Here is a 15,181-nt window from a genome sequence, read left to right on the forward strand (position 1 = left end):
TGACTTCGTCTCTGCTTCGCCGCGCCCGTCGGCATGTCCACCCTTCCGATGAACTGCCGGTCCGGAATTTCCGCCCCGCGCGAGGAGACGTTCGATGCTGCCGAAGACTGCGACTGCCCGAAACATGTTCGCCATCGTTGCGACCGGTGTTGCCACGACCGTGGCGACGGCGGGCGTTCTGCTGTGGCTCTCCTACCGTGCGGTCGAGGAGCGCTCGATTTCGGAAATGGTGAATGCGGCGGAGGCCAGCGCCGGCAAGGTGGAAACCACGTTCGCGCAGGTGAAGACGCTGAGCTGGAACCTGCGGTCTGCGATTTTTGCGATGAAGGACAGTGCTACGCCAAGCCGCGAGATGGTCGATGCGACGTTGAAGCGTTTGTTGACCGACAATCCGTTTGCCGTCGGCCTCAGCACCGGCTGGGAGCCCGACGCCTTCGATGGCAAGGACGCCGAATACAAGGACAAGCCCGGCCACGATGCGAGCGGCCGCTATGTTCCCTATGCCATTCGTTCGAACGGCGTGGCGGTGATCGAGGCGCTGGTGGATTACGACAAGGACGGTGCCGGCGACTACTACCAGATCCCGAAGAAGACCGGGAAAGATCTGCTGACGGAGCCCTATACCTACAATGTCGGCGGCAAAGACACGCTGATGACGTCGTTCATGGTGCCGTTGATGTACGACGGTACCTTCAAGGCGGTGTCCGGCGTCGATGTTGCGCTCGATGCGCTGGCGGCCGACATGGCCAAGCTGAAACCGCTCGGCGAGGGTTACGTCACGCTGCTCAGCCAGGGCGGTAGCATCGTCAGTCACCCGGATACCGCGACACTCGGCAAGACACTGAAGGATTCCGGTCTCGACGTTGCCGCCTGGCAGCAGCTCATCGACAATCCGCACAAGGCTTTCGAGATGACCGATGCCTCGGGCGTTGCCTCGATGGCCGTCGCCGTGCCGGTGCCGCTGCAGCCGGGCACCACCTGGTACGCCGTCGTCTCCGTGCCAAAGCGCGTCCTCTTTGCCAGCCTTTCCACGCTGGCCATCACATCCATCATCGTCATCGCTATTGCTGCAGGCCTGTTGATTTCGATCGGCTGGCTGCTTGCCGCGCGCTTCCGCAAACGCCTGGCCACCGTGATTACGGCCACGAGCGAGATTGCCAGTGGTCGCACGGATGTCGATCTTTCCGAATCTACGCGTCAGGATGAAATCGGCGAAATGGCCCGCTCGCTCGCCGTGCTGCGCGATGCGACACTCGCCAAGCTGCGTCTCGAAAGCGAGGCGGAAGAAAACCGGGCGCTTTCCGAAGACGAGCGTCGCCAGCGCGCCGACGAGGCGGCCGAGCGTGAACGCCAGACGCGCATCGCCGTCGAGGCACTGGCCGATGGCCTGCAGAAACTGGCCGACGGCGACATGACGCACCGGATCGAGCATACCTTTGCCGGCTCGCTCGACCAGGTCCGCCACGATTTCAACGCCTCCGTCGAGAAGCTCCAGTCGGCGCTGCGCTCGGTCGGCGGCAATGCCAATGCCATTCAGGCCGGCTCTGCGGAAATCCGTTCTGCCTCCGACGACCTCGCCAAGCGCACCGAGCAGCAGGCCGCCTCCGTCGAGGAGACTGCCGCCGCGCTGGAGGAGATCACCACGTCGCTGAAGGATGCGACGCGCCGTGCCGAGGATGCCGGCCAGCTCGTCGAGCGCACCCGCGCCGGTGCGGAAAAGTCGGGTGAGGTGGTGCGCCGCGCCGTCTCCGCAATGAGCGGCATCGAAAATTCCTCGCGCGAAATCTCCAACATCATCGGCGTGATCGACGAGATCGCGTTCCAGACCAATCTTCTGGCGCTGAATGCCGGCGTCGAGGCCGCGCGTGCCGGTGAGGCCGGCAAGGGTTTTGCCGTCGTGGCGCAGGAGGTTCGCGAGCTCGCTCAGCGTTCGGCCAATGCAGCCAAGGAAATCAAGGCCCTTATCACCAAATCGGGCGAACAGGTCCATCTTGGTGTTACGCTCGTCGGTGAGACGGGCTCGGCGCTCAGCGAAATCGTCAACCAGGTCCAGGAAATCGACGTCAATGTCGCGGCGATCGTGCGTTCTGCGCGCGAACAGTCAACGGGCCTCAACGAGATCAGTGCGGCCGTGAATTCCATCGATCAGGGCACGCAGAAGAACGCCGCCATGGTGGAAGAACAAACCGCGGCAAGCCATGCGCTGGCGAACGAGGCAACGGCACTCGACGCGCTCATTGCGCAGTTCCGTCTCGGCATGGGAGGGGCTAACTCCCGCCCGGTTGCCGCATCGTCCGCCGAGCATCGCCCGGCGGCATCCGGTGCGCGGGCGCTCGGCAGCAAGCTCACCCGTGCCTTTGGCGGCGGGCTGGCGGCGGCCAGTGCTGCGGCGCAGGACTGGCAAGAGTTCTGAGCCGGTTTCGATGGCTTTCAGGAAAAGGCGGCCCATCCGGCCGCCTTTTTGCTGTGCGTCAGAAAAGCGCACAACTTTTGCGTCGTGCACAGCATTTAACCAGGTTGGCGGCTAACGCTGCGCGCCCTCTATGTTAGGAATGGCTTTATCGTTTTGAAATCGAATGACTATTGATAATTCTTTCGGCTTGGCATGCTTCCTGCTTTCTTGGGGATAGGTCCAGAGGGGACCGAGATAGAAGCGTCCAACGAATGGCGCTCCGGGAAAGCCGCTGGCAGCTCTGTGGGAACCGCAAAGGTTTCGAAGCTGCCAGCGGCTTTGTTGTTTCCGGCCCTTACACGCGGAGGCGTTAGGCGGCTGAAAAACATGATTTATTATATTTTCCTATCACAGCTTTGCCCCGATTGGCTTTTCTCGCGGACTCCGCCACACTTCAGTTCAGGCAAATGAAACAGCTTTGGTGTCGAAACTTGCCAGTCTGATCTACTCGATATAATGAGGACCCATATTAAATGGGGGTTCTGCAACGGTGGAGTCGACAATGACCCGATGGGGGAGAATGTTGCTGGCGGCGGTGGCGGTCTGCGCCATTGCTTCACCAGCCTGGGCTGACGGTCTGGCACGTCCGGTGCGCGTCGCGCCGGTGCAGTTCGAACAGCGCGAACAGACGGTCACCATCACGGGCGAAGTGATTGCGCGCGTGGAGACGGATCTCTCCTTCCGCGTCAGCGGGCGCATCACCGGCTGGTTCGTCGATGTCGGGGACGCGGTCAAGAAGGACCAGGTCCTCGCGCGGCTCGACCCCGAGGAGCAGCGAGCCGACGTGGAGGCCGCGGAAGCCGGTGTTCGCGCGGCCGATGCGCAGTTGCGGCTCGCCCGCACCAATTTCGACCGCCAGAAATCACTTCTCAATGACGGCATCAGCACACGCCGCGATTTCGACGACGCCGAAACGGCGTTGCGCACGGCGGAAAGTTCGCGGGAGGCGGCAATCGCCCAGCGCGGTACTGCGAAGGAACTGCTTTCCTATACGGAACTGCGCGCGCCCACTGATGGTATCGTCACGGCGCGCCTCGCCGAGAGCGGCCAGGTGGCGCAGGCGGCGCAGACCATGTTCACCATTGCCGACACCGGCCCGCGCGATGCCGTCTTCGATGTCTACGAATCCCTGTTCTTCGCGCAGCCGGCGAGGGACGGCGTTGTCGTGACCCTGCTCAGCGATGACAGGATCCGCACGACGGGCACGGTGCGCGAGATTTCACCGACGATCGACGCGGACAAGGGGACCGTGCGCGTGAAGATCGCCATGGACCGGACACCACCTGAAATGACACTTGGTGCCTCCGTTGTTGGTGTCGGCGCGCTGGCGCCGCGTCGGGTCGCGGTGGTGCCCTGGCAAGCCCTTTCCGGCACCGATGGCAAGCCGGCCCTATGGATCGTCGACAAAGCGGACAATACCGTGAGCCTGCGCCCGGTCGAGGTCGCATCCTTCGAGACCGGTGTGGCGCTTATCTCGGGCGGTATCGAAGAAGGCGAGGCCTACGTCTCCGACGGCACAAAGCTGCTTCGACCCGGCCAGACCGTTACCGTGATCGAGGGAGCGACCCAATGAGGATATCCATTCTGCTCGCCACGGTGATCGTCGTCCCATTGGCGCTTGCCGGCTGCAAGAAGGAAGAAGAGGCCGTCGTCCCACCGCGGCCGGTCCTGTCCATGGTCGTCACGCCCACGGCGCTTCCCGGCACGCGCTTTGCCGGTACGGTCCAGGCGAAGGTGCAGGCTACGCTCGGTTCGCGGGTTGCAGGTCGTCTCGTCTCGCGCGCCGTGCATGTCGGTGATCTCGTGAAGAAGGGTGACGTGCTGGCTGTGCTTGACGCGACGGCCTATGAACTGGCCGTGCGTTCGGCGCGTGCGGAACTTTCAAGCGCGGAGGCAACGCTTGCCAGCGCGGTTTCGATCGAAGAGCGGCAGAAGACATTGCTGCAATCGAACGCCGCGGCGAAGGCCGCCGTCGAGAGCGCGGAGCAGTCGCGCGAGGCCGCCGATGCCGGAGTGACGCGGGCGCGCACGGCACTCGTAAAGGCGGAGGAACAGCTTTCCTACACGAGTATCCTGGCGGAGTTCGACGGCGTCGTCGTTGCGACGGGCGCCGAGGTGGGGCAGACCGTTTCGCCCGGCGAGGCGATCGTCACGGTTGCCCGCCCGGACGAGCGGGATGCCGTCGTCGATATCCCGGAGACGGCGGAAGCCATCGCTATCGGCAGCCGGTTCACTGTGTCGTTGCAGATCAATCCTGCCATCACCGTCAAGGGTGTGGTGCGGGAGGTGGCGCCCTCCGCCGATGCCGTGACCCGCACGCGGCGCGTCAAGATCGCGCTGGAAAACCCGCCGGACACGGTGCGTCTCGGCACCACCATCACGGCCGAACTCGAAGGGCCGGACGTCACCGCCATCATGATCCCGGAAACGGCGATTCTGCAGAAGGATGGCAAGCCGAATGTCTGGCTGGTCGATGCGCAGAAGGGCGAGGTGCGTCTGGCACCGATCGAAACGGGTGCTGCGGTCGGCCGGTACCTCCCGGTATCCAGCGGGCTGAAAGCCGGTGACCGCGTCGTCACCGCCGGGGTACACAGCCTCGAAGAAGGCCAGAAAATCAAGGTTGAAGACGAGGCAAGCCTATGAAGAAATTCAACCTTTCGGACTGGGCGCTCGATCACGCATCGCTCGTCTGGTACTTCATGATCGTCTTCGCGCTGCTCGGCTTCTTCACTTACCAGAATCTCGGTCGCGAGGAGGATCCGTCCTTCACGATCAAGACGATGACGATCAGCGCCGCCTGGCCCGGGGCCTCCGTCGAGGAGACCACGTTGCAGGTGACGGAGCGCATCGAGCGCAAGCTGGAAGAGCTGGAATCGCTTGATTTCACCCGCAGCATCACCACGCCTGGCCAGACACTGATCTTCGTCAACCTCAAGCCGACGACCCGCGCGCGTGATGTCGCGCCGACCTGGGTGACCGTGCGCAATATGATCAACGACATCCGTGGCGATTTCCCGTCCGGCGTCGTCGGTCCTGCCTTCAACGATCGATTCGGCGACGTCTTCGGCAATATCTATGCCTTCACCGCGGACGGACTTTCGCCGCGCCAGTTGCGCGACTATGTGGAAGACGCCCGCCGGCGCATCCTCACGGTTCCCAATATCGGCAAGGTCGATCTCGTCGGCGCGCAGGACGAGGTGATCTATCTCGAATTCTCGACACGCCAACTCGCCGCGCTCGGCATTTCCACGCAGCAGGTCGTTTCGACCCTCCAGGCGCAGAACGCCGTCACGCCTTCCGGCGTCGTGCAGGCAGGCGGCGAGCGCGTCAGCGTGCGTGTCGGCGGGCAGTTCGCTTCGGAAGAGAACCTTCGCGACGTCAATCTCCGGGTTAACAATCGCTTCTTCCGCCTGAGCGACATTGCCACGATCACCCGCGGCTACCTCGATCCGCCATCGGCGCTCTTCCGCTTCAACGGCGAGCCGGCGATCGGTCTTGCGATCGGCATGAAGCAGGGTTCGAACCTGCTGGAGTTCGGCGCGGCCGTGGAGAAGCAGATCGAGCTTCTGTCGCATGAGCTGCCCGTCGGCGTCGACGTACATCTCGTGTCCGACCAGCCTAAGGTGGTCGAAGAGGCGGTTTCCGGCTTCACGCGGGCGCTGTTCGAGGCGGTCATCATCGTTCTCGCAGTCAGCTTCGTCAGCCTTGGCGTGCGTGCCGGGCTTGTCGTGGCGCTGTCGATCCCGCTGACGCTCGCGATCACCTTCGTCTTCATGTACTACGACGACATATCGCTGCAGCGTATTTCGCTGGGCGCACTCATCATCTCGCTCGGCCTGCTTGTCGACGATGCGATGATCGCGGTGGAAATGATGGTGGCGCGGCTGGAGATGGGCGATTCGCGGCGGAAAGCCGCGACCTATGTCTACACCTCCACCGCTTTCCCGATGCTTACCGGCACGCTGGTGACGGTGGCGGGCTTCATTCCAATCGGGCTCAACAACAGCGCGGCCGGCGAGTTCACCTTCAGCCTCTTCGTCGTCATTGCCATTTCGCTGCTCGTCTCCTGGGTCGTCGCGGTGGTCTTCGCGCCGCTGCTCGGCGTGACGATCCTGCCCAAGACGATGAAGAAACATCACGAGCAGAAGGGCTGGTTCACCCGCGCCTTCGTGCGCCTGCTCGATACCTGCATGCATTGGAAGTGGACGACCATCATCGCCACCGTGCTAGTGTTCTGCGTTTCCGTTTTCGGCATGCGGTACGTACAGGAGCAGTTCTTTCCGTCGTCCGACCGGCCGGAGCTCATCATCGACTGGTCGCTGCCGCAGAATGCCTCGATTGCCGAGACCAATGCGCAGATCGCCAAGTTCGAGGAGGAGAAGCTCAAGGGCAATCCGGATGTCGAGCGGTGGTCCTCCTATGTGGGCGAGGGCGCTGTGCGCTTCCTGCTGTCCTTCGACGTACAGCCGCCGTCGCCGGCCTTCGGCCAGACGGTCATCGTCACCAAGGATCTCGAAGCGCGTGATCGCCTGCGTGCCGATCTCCAGGCCTATCTGCGCGAAACCTTCGTCGGCACGGATGCGCTGGTGAAGTTGCTCGACATCGGCCCGCCGGTCGGCCGGCCGATCCAGTATCGTGTCAGCGGCCCGGATATCGAGGAAGTTCGCAAACACGCGCTCGAATTCGGCGAACTGCTCGGCAAGAACACGCTGCTGGGCGACATCGTCTATGACTGGAACGAGCCGGCACGCGTCGTGAAGGTCGATGTATTGCAGGACAAGGCCCGCCAGCTGGGCGTCACCTCGCAGGATATCGCCTCGGCTCTTAACGGTGTCGTCGGCGGCACGACTGTTACCCAGATCCGCGATGACGTTTATCTGATCGACGTCATAGGCCGGGCGCGGGCAAGCGAGCGCGAATCGATTGAGACGTTGCGCCAGCTCCAGCTGCCGACAGCCAGCGGCACCTCGGTGCCGCTCGCCGCGGTCGCCAATTTCCGCTACGAAATGGAGCAGCCGGTCGTCTGGCGCCGTTCGCGTGAACCCACAATCACCGTCAAGGCGAGCATTACCGGTGGCGTGCAGCCGGCAACGATCGTTTCGCAGGTCGCCAAGGACGTTTCGGCCTTCCAGGAAAACCTTCCCTCCGGCTACAATGTCGTGGTCGGCGGTACGGTGGAAGAAAGCGCCAACAGCCAGGCGCCGATCATTGCGGTCGTGCCGCTGATGCTGTTTGCCATGGCAACGATCCTGATGCTGCAGCTCCAGAGTTTCTCGCGGCTGTTCCTCGTGTTCGCGGTGGCGCCGCTGGCGCTGATCGGCGTCGTCATCGCGCTGCTCGGCAGTGGTGCGCCACTCGGTTTTGTCGCCATCCTCGGCGTGCTGGCGCTGATCGGCATCCTGATCCGCAATTCGGTGATTCTCGTCGTGCAGATCGAGGATCTGCGGCGAGAGGGCATGCATGCTTGGAACGCCGTGCGCGAGGCGACGGAACATCGTATGCGCCCCATCATGCTGACCGCGGCGGCGGCGAGCCTCGCGCTCATCCCCATATCGCGCGAAGTGTTCTGGGGGCCGATGGCCTATGCCATGATGGGCGGCATCATCGTCGGCACGGTGCTGACGCTGCTCTTCCTGCCAGCGCTTTACATCGCCTGGTTCCGGATCAAGCCCGAAGACAAGGAAGAGCCGTCGGCTCCACCGGCAGAGCCCGTCAAGGCGGCGTAGGGCCTCTCAATTTCGCCCATGTCCGGCATCATGGCTTCTAGGAATCGCAGCCATGGATGGGCAGGCGTGGGGAGGGGCAATGATTCTCGTGGCAAGCTTCAGGCGCGGTTACGCCCTTTATATGTCTTGGCTTTCGCGGGTGAAGATGCGTTCTTTTTGCCGCACTCTTTTTGAAAAAGCTGGTGGAAAAAGTTGATTTTCAATGCCGAAGGGCAAAGCCGCTTTCCACGCAGTAACGAATGTGCAAGGGATTTTCTCCATGGTATCGGCGGGACAGGGCGGATGTACCGGAGTGGAACAAGGTTTGGTCATGGGACTTGACGAAACGTTGAAACTGCATGTCTATGCCGCCCAATCGTGGCAAGCGATCGGCTCTTGCCTCGTGCCCTCTCGGGCGCGGTCGAAGGGAATTGCAGTGTGATGATCGGAATTGAAGACGTGAGCAGGCCGCGTAAGGGGTTGGACGCATTCGTGCGTATTCTCGCGGCAGGAACCCTGCTGGCTCTGGCCGGCTGTATCGTTCCGAGCGATGGCCCACTGACCAACCAGGTTATTTCGTCTGGTGCGGACGGCAAGGCCTACGAGATCCCGCAGACCAAGCTGATTTTTGATGTCGTGACGATCGACCAGCGCATCGCCAACAGCGTAAACGCCTCGCCACGCGCCAGCTTCGCCAAGACCTTCGGTATTGGCGGCGGCGGTGGCACGCCGGTTATCGGGGTCGGTGACCGCCTAGAGGTCACGATCTTCGAAGCAGGCCCGGACGGCCTGTTCTCCACCGCCGAGCGCAAATCGACGTCGATTCCCGTCATCGTGCAGCCGGACGGGCACGGCCAGATCCCCTACGTTGGCTCGGTACGTTTTGCCGGCATGACCATCGATTCGGCGCGTTCGACGATCGTCGATGCGCTGAAGGCAAAGGCTGTCGAGCCTGATGTCATCGTGGCGATGGCCGACAATGCCTCGCGGACGGTGTCCGTTCAGGGCGACGTGAACAAATCCTCCATCGTGCCCCTCGGGCTGAACGGCCTGCACATCAGCGAAGTTCTCGCGATGGCCGGCGGTGCCAGCAAGCCGCCCTATGACACCTATGTCAGCCTGAAGCGCGCAGGGCGCACGCGGTCCGTGCTGTTGCAGGCGATTATCGACAATCCGAAGGACGATATCTACGTCAAGCCGGAAGACCAGATCTACGTCAGCTACGATCCGCAGACCTTCTCGGCGCTCGGGCAGACGGAGAAGAGCGGCAAGGTTGCGTTCAACGCCGCCAAGCTCAGCCTCGTCGAGGCGGCGGCACTCGCTGGCGGCGGTAACACCGCCACGGCCGATCCGAAGGGCTATTTCGTCTTCCGTTACGAAGAGGAAAACGTCTATCGCAGCGTTGTGGGTGACGATCGCTTCCGCGATCTGATTTCGCGCGGCATGGTGCCGGATACCGAAGGTCGCTATCCGATCGTCTACCGCCTCGACCTGGCGGAGACGCAGAGCTATATCATCGCCCAGAACTTCCCTGTGCGGAACAAGGACGTCATCTATCTGGCACGCCATGTCGCAACGGATTTTGCGAAGTTCATGAGCATCGTTTCCAGTGGCTCAAGTGCGGCCTACAATATTCAGCGCACAGGACGGGCGTTCTAGTAGCCGAGCGCTTTCGGCGGGTTCGCTGCATTCATCCGGAATGTCCTTGCGGCGTTCCGGATTTTTGCATTTTGTCGTAGAGGGCTGAATGGCCGGACAGGCACGGAAAACCTACGCGCTTCTTTCTCCTGGTCTCTGGCGGCTGCGCGTCGACATTGCCGGGCTGCTCGAAGCCGATGTCGTGGCGTGGCCGTTTGTCTTTCCTAGCCGGCTCGATGGTTTTGTCGGTTGGGGTCGACGCCCGTCCGGCATCCGGGCGATGCGGCTTGCGACGCGCTTCGGTAAAGAGGTCATTACCCTGGAGGATGGCTTCCTGCGCGGCTTCGCGCCGGGGCAGGGGGAGCCCAGCCATTCCTATGTCATTGATCGGGACGGCATCTATTTCGATGCGCAGGCGGCGAATGGGCTGGAGCGACTGCTCTCGCTGCCTGTGACCGATGCCGCAGCGCTCGAGCGTGCGCGCCTGCTGATTGCTCGACTGCGCCATGAGCGCCTTTCCAAATACAACAATAGTCCGCTGCTTAGCCCCGCTGATGCCGGCGTGCCTTCCGGGCGTCCTTTTGTGCTGCTCGTCGATCAGGTTGCGGGCGATGCATCCATTGCCGGCGCGGGTGCGGGGCCGGAGAGCTTTCGGGCCATGCTGGAGCGAGCCATCGCGGACAATCCGGGCAAGACGATTGTCGTGCGCACGCACCCCGCAGCCGGCGACCGGAGCCTTCTACGACAGGCCGCAGCGACGATCGGTGCAGATATCGCGGTCCCCGGACGCATGAACCCCTGGCCGCTTCTGGAGGCGGCCGACAGCGTCTACACGGTCTCTAGCCAGCTCGGCTTCGAGGCGCTCATGGCGGGCGGACAGGTTCATTGCTTCGGAACGACCTATTATTCCGGGCGCGGACTGACCAATGACTATAGCGTCCAGCCTGCGAACCGGTCACCGGCATCGCTGGAGCAGGTTTTTCATGCCGCATTCCTCGACTATTCGCACTATCTGGATTTGCACAGCCGTGAGGCGTGCAGCCTCGAACGGGCGGTAGATCAGGCGATCGCCGTGCGGGATCAACGCATGCGCGTAGATCGGAAGGTGTTTACCGCCGGGTTCTCCCCGTGGAAGCGCAGAGCGATGACCCCCTTCCTCAAAGGGGTTGCCGGTGACCCGGTCCACAAGCGCTCGCTTGATGCGGCGGTTGCTGCCGCCCAGGCCGAGGACGGTGTCGTCGCCATCTGGGGTAGTGACCGGACGCTTCCCGTCGGCGTGCCGGCCATCAGGCTCGAAGACGGCTTCATCCGATCGCGCGGGCTGGGTGTCGCCCTGACCATGCCGTCCTCTATCGCCATGGATGACGAGCATGTCTATTACGATTCCCGGGGCGAAAGCCGGCTGGAGGCGATTCTTTCAGGCGGGACATTCGATGAACCGTTGCGTGCTCGCGCACGGGCACTCGTGCACCTGCTGGTTCAGCGCGGTGTTTCCAAATACAATCTGGGCACGGAAGCAAGCTTGCCGGCCGGGACAGCGGGACAGTTGAAAATCCTCGTGCCGGGGCAGGTCGAAAAGGATGCGTCGATCCGCTACGGCTCGCCGGCGGTGCGCTCGAACGCGGCGCTCGTTGCAGCGGTGCGGGCGCTCTTTCCAGATGCCTTCATCGTCTACAAGGCGCACCCCGATGTGGTTTCCGGCGTGCGAGATGGTGGTGTGGTGCCGATTGCGGCGGATATGATCGTCAAAAGCGGTGACATTCTGCAATGGATTGGGTGGGCCGACCGTATCGAGACGATGACCTCGCTTGCCGGTTTCGAGGCGCTTCTTAGAGGCAAGATTGTCGGCGTGCATGGCGCGCCCTTCTATGCGGGATGGGGTCTCACCGATGATCGTCTGATGATACCGCGCCGCACGCGCCGGATCGATCTGGACACGCTTGTTGCCGCAAGCCTCATTTTCTACCCATTCTATGTCCATCCTCTCAGCGGCCTGCCCTGCCGCCCGGAGGATCTCATCGAAGAGATTTCTGTCGGCGCCTTGAAAAAGTCTGGCCTGCTGCAAAAGGTGACTCTGGGTGCGGCGCAACAGATAAACCGGGTTGGTGTGTTGCTTCGCGACTCGCGGTTGCGGTAGCGAGCAGGCGGACAGGTGCCGTGGTTGCGTTGCATAGCTGCTGCACTTTTCGAATTTCGGTTGCCAGAGTGGCAATTTGTGGGGGGAGTGTCGTAGATGCCGTTGCTAAAATTGCTGCTTTGTGCGAATACCAAGCGCATTCAGCGTCAGCGCTACCCTTTAGGTTAAGCCAGCCTGTCATGATCGAACAGCATGAAAAACATCTGAGCGCGGATGCCGATGTGAATGCCTCGGCAAAGGGCCCGCGACTCGTCAATCTGGCGTTGCGCCGCAAGCTCTCCAAGCGGTTTCCATCCAAGAGCGCGCCACGTGTGCTGTTGCTGCAGGGCCCGGTCGGTCCTTTTTTCCGCAAGGTGCAGGCTCTCCTCAACGACAGTGGTTTCGATGCCTGGCGTGTCAGCTTCAATGCGGGAGACCGGCTTTTTGCCCGCGGAAGCAACATTCTTCATTTTTCCGGAACGGCAGACGCGTGGCGTGACTGGTTCACCGGGATCGTAACGGAGCATGGTTTCGATTATGTCATCCTGTTCGGGTGCGAACGTGATGTGCACAAGATAGCCATTGAGCAATGCGCCTTGAATGCCATCCCCGTGCTGAGCCTCGAAGAAGGCTACATTCGTCCGGGGTTCGTGACGATGGAGCTTGGCGGCAACAATTGGCTTTCGCCGATTGCCGGGCTCTTGCCGCCGGAGGATGAGGTCAAGCAGCGGCGGGAACGCCCGAAAAGCACCACCTATCCGTCTTCTTTCGGCGCGATGGCGACCTATGCCTTCACCTACTTTGCCGTGCGCGGCGTCTTTTCGACCTTGAGCGAACGCAAGCTTTTCCATAAGCCAAAGCGGTCGCTCGTGACCGAGATGTTCTACTGGATCAAGAACTACTATCTGAAGTTCCGAAATCTCGGCCGCAACTACCGCAGCATGGAGCGACTGCTCGAGCATCACGACAAGAAATATTTTCTCGTTCCCCTGCAAGTGCACGATGATAGCCAACTGGCTGCTGCAGCCGGTGGCTGGAACAACCAGAAACTCATTCTGAAGGCGATCGTTTCCTTTGCGCGAAACGCACCGCCAACGCATCAGCTGGTTTTCAAGATTCACCCCATGGAACGTGGGCATAGCCAAGATAAGCAGTTCATCCGCCAGGTGGGCGTACTGAACAATGTGGCCGACCGTGTGCATATTCTCGACAATGGTTCACTTGGCCTTCTGACGCGGCATTCCGCAGGCATGGTGACGATCAATAGTACCTCCGGCCTGTCGGCGCTCGTGCATGGCGTTCCGCTTGCCGTTCTTGGAAAAGCATTCTATCGCCATCCTGCGCTCGCTTTCTGCGTCGCCAAGGGCATAGATCTGGACAGCTTCTGGTCGAGCGGCCATGTGGCCTCTGCGGGCCTGCGGCGGGACTATCTGAACTGGGTCGCTGAGCAATGTCTCGAGTCTGGTGACTTCTATGCCTATGAAGGGATGGAGGTTGCGACCAATTCGCTTCTCGCGAAGCTGCGCTCGATGGAGACGGTTGGCCGTACGGCCGGCGTTTTACTGCCTCTGTCCGATGCCATCGATCCGCAGGTCTGGGGGCAGCGTTCCGGCGAGGCATCTGCCGGCTGACCAACCCGCATTTCTTTTTATTGACCAAACGCGTCGCAATCCCTTCAGATTTGCTCCTTGCGTTTTAGTTCGCTGATTTTTCGCATGATGTTTGCGCAAATTGCGTACACTTTGCACAACATGCTGTAGCCGGCGCAGAGCCGCGTCAGGCTGATCGCCGCTGCCTCGACGCGGGCCGGGAGGTTCGCAGGATTTCCTCGTGAACCTGAATTGCTTCCTCAATATCGTTGTAGAACGTCAGTTGGCCTTCATTCATGACGCCACCGATATCGCAGAATGAGCGCAGCAAGCCGGCAGAGTGCGAAACGAGAAGAAGGGTTGCATTTTCGCGGCGCTGGTCGAAGACTTCCTTGCACTTTTTCTTAAAGGTCGAATCGCCGACGGCGATCACTTCATCGATAAGATAGTATTCGAACTCGATTGCCATGCAGATACCAAACGCGAGGCGCGCTTTCATGCCGGCTGAATAGGTCCGCACGGGCATGTCGAGATAAGGGCCGAGTTCGGAGAATTCGCTGACGAAGTCGAGAACCTTGTGGCGGCTCTTGCCGTAGATGTCGGCGATGAACCGTGTGTTTTGGGCGCCCGTCAATTTGCCGTGCACACCACCGTTGAAGCCGAGCGGCCAGGAGATTTTGCCCTCACGGATGATGCGGCCGGAATCCGGCAGGTCGCCACCGGATATGAGGTTCATCAGCGTGGATTTGCCAGCACCGTTCCGACCGAGGATACCCACATTAATACCCGGTCGAAACGCTGCGCTGAACTTGTCCAGAATGATTTTCTTTCCACCGCGAGGGCGTGGAAAGGCTTTGCTGACATTGTCGAATATTATCATGCGTTAATGATCCGCGGCCTGAAGACGCGTTCCACCGTAAGGCCAATTGCCAGCAGCCCGGTCGCCAATCCGAGGAGGTACCCTTTGTCGAGCAGCGGCGTGTAGTCGATATAGGTGGAGGTGCGGAACCACTCCACGCAATGTAGGAACGGGTTCCACCACAAAATGGATTGAACCTCCGGCGAAAGCTGCGTCGGCATGTAGAAGATGCCCGAAAGTAGCATCAGCGGCAGGTTTATCATGTTCAGGAACGTGTCATAGCGGGGGATCAGGCCTCCCACCGTGGCATTGAACGTTGCAAAGGAAAACGCAAAGAACAGAATGGCCAGCAGGCATTCCATGAAATCACCGGGATACACGATGATCGGTCGGTCCATGGTATAGGCGAGCCCGCCCATGAACAGGGCGCAGATCATGATCCAGATTGTCGCTTCGAGCAGAAACGCTGCGACGATCGTATCGAGAGGCCGGATGAGAGGGTAGGTCAGCATCGGCTGGTTGCTGATAATGGCGCGCTCTGTTTTGCGGGAGATGCCGCGTGTCATTCGGAATCCAAACACGCCGGCCAGAATAAACAGTGCCGCATTGTCGCCAAATGGGATGTGCGCCTTCATGAAAGTGTGGATCGCTAAAAAGATCCCGACATAGGCGGCCGGCTCCACCAGGATCCAGATGAAGCCGAAACGGCTCTTACTGAACCTGGTAACGGCGTTTCTCACCACAAGCGCCGAAATTACCCTGGCATTTTCCTTTAGCGCGTAACTCAGCGGTTTTTCAGCGAAGATGCTCATGGCGCCACGA

The 15,181-nt window shown here is 61.2% G+C and carries 9 protein-coding genes; 7 read left to right on the forward strand and 2 right to left on the reverse strand.

The annotated features are described in order from the left end of the window. Positions 1-94 precede the first annotated feature (94 nt). The 7 genes from BSY16_RS00415 (at position 95) to BSY16_RS00450 (ending at position 13,542) form a co-directional block, all read left to right on the forward strand. On the forward strand, positions 95-2,413 hold the full coding sequence (locus BSY16_RS00415; RefSeq protein ID WP_069057839.1) for a methyl-accepting chemotaxis protein: 2,319 nt from the start codon (positions 95-97) through the stop codon (positions 2,411-2,413). A gap of 541 nt (positions 2,414-2,954) precedes the next feature. Further along, the gene (locus BSY16_RS00420; RefSeq protein ID WP_150129832.1) at positions 2,955-4,025 is read left to right on the forward strand and encodes an efflux RND transporter periplasmic adaptor subunit; all 1,071 of its coding nucleotides are present in this window, start codon (positions 2,955-2,957) and stop codon (positions 4,023-4,025) included. Then, positions 4,022-5,095 (forward strand): efflux RND transporter periplasmic adaptor subunit, encoded by a 1,074-nt coding sequence (locus tag BSY16_RS00425; RefSeq protein WP_069057841.1) that lies wholly within the window; start codon positions 4,022-4,024, stop codon positions 5,093-5,095. Before BSY16_RS00420 ends, BSY16_RS00425 begins: the two co-directional genes overlap by 4 nt. Then, entirely contained in the window at positions 5,092-8,178 is a 3,087-nt protein-coding gene (locus tag BSY16_RS00430) for an efflux RND transporter permease subunit (RefSeq protein ID WP_069057842.1), read from the forward strand. Before BSY16_RS00425 ends, BSY16_RS00430 begins: the two co-directional genes overlap by 4 nt. Positions 8,179-8,649: 471 nt before the next feature. After that, positions 8,650-9,816: a polysaccharide biosynthesis/export family protein gene (locus BSY16_RS00440; protein ID WP_069061283.1), complete on the forward strand. Its 1,167-nt coding sequence runs from the start codon at positions 8,650-8,652 to the stop codon at positions 9,814-9,816. 88 nt (positions 9,817-9,904) lie between these two features. Further along, entirely contained in the window at positions 9,905-11,932 is a 2,028-nt protein-coding gene (locus BSY16_RS00445) for a capsule polysaccharide biogenesis protein (RefSeq protein WP_069057844.1), read from the forward strand. 179 nt (positions 11,933-12,111) lie between these two features. After that, positions 12,112-13,542: a capsular biosynthesis protein gene (locus tag BSY16_RS00450; protein WP_069057845.1), complete on the forward strand. Its 1,431-nt coding sequence runs from the start codon at positions 12,112-12,114 to the stop codon at positions 13,540-13,542. Between the two features lie 145 nt (positions 13,543-13,687). On the opposite strand, the gene BSY16_RS00455 is transcribed toward BSY16_RS00450, so the two are convergent. Beyond that, positions 13,688-14,380 carry an ABC transporter ATP-binding protein gene (locus tag BSY16_RS00455; protein WP_069057846.1) on the reverse strand — a complete coding sequence of 231 codons (693 nt, stop codon included), beginning with the start codon at positions 14,378-14,380 and terminating at the stop codon, positions 13,688-13,690. After that, complete coding sequence (locus tag BSY16_RS00460) at positions 14,377-15,171, reverse strand: ABC transporter permease (protein ID WP_069057847.1); 795 nt, start codon at positions 15,169-15,171, stop codon at positions 14,377-14,379. The genes BSY16_RS00455 and BSY16_RS00460 overlap by 4 nt, the downstream gene beginning before the upstream one ends. Positions 15,172-15,181: the final 10 nt, after the last annotated feature.

Source organism: Sinorhizobium sp. RAC02, assembly GCF_001713395.1.
In the GTDB taxonomy this organism is placed as follows: domain Bacteria; phylum Pseudomonadota; class Alphaproteobacteria; order Rhizobiales; family Rhizobiaceae; genus Shinella.

Excerpts from the sequence above, each read along its gene's own strand:
- BSY16_RS00425 (WP_069057841.1), top strand. The coding sequence starts at position 4,022 with ATGAGGATATCCATTCTGCTCGCCACGGTGATCGTCGTCCCATTGGCG.
- BSY16_RS00460 (WP_069057847.1), bottom strand. The coding sequence starts at position 15,171 with ATGAGCATCTTCGCTGAAAAACCGCTGAGTTACGCGCTAAAGGAAAAT.
- BSY16_RS00450 (WP_069057845.1), top strand. The coding sequence starts at position 12,112 with ATGATCGAACAGCATGAAAAACATCTGAGCGCGGATGCCGATGTGAAT.
- BSY16_RS00455 (WP_069057846.1), bottom strand. The coding sequence starts at position 14,380 with ATGATAATATTCGACAATGTCAGCAAAGCCTTTCCACGCCCTCGCGGT.
- BSY16_RS00430 (WP_069057842.1), top strand. The coding sequence starts at position 5,092 with ATGAAGAAATTCAACCTTTCGGACTGGGCGCTCGATCACGCATCGCTC.
- BSY16_RS00415 (WP_069057839.1), top strand. The coding sequence starts at position 95 with ATGCTGCCGAAGACTGCGACTGCCCGAAACATGTTCGCCATCGTTGCG.
- BSY16_RS00420 (WP_150129832.1), top strand. The coding sequence starts at position 2,955 with ATGACCCGATGGGGGAGAATGTTGCTGGCGGCGGTGGCGGTCTGCGCC.
- BSY16_RS00445 (WP_069057844.1), top strand. The coding sequence starts at position 9,905 with ATGGCCGGACAGGCACGGAAAACCTACGCGCTTCTTTCTCCTGGTCTC.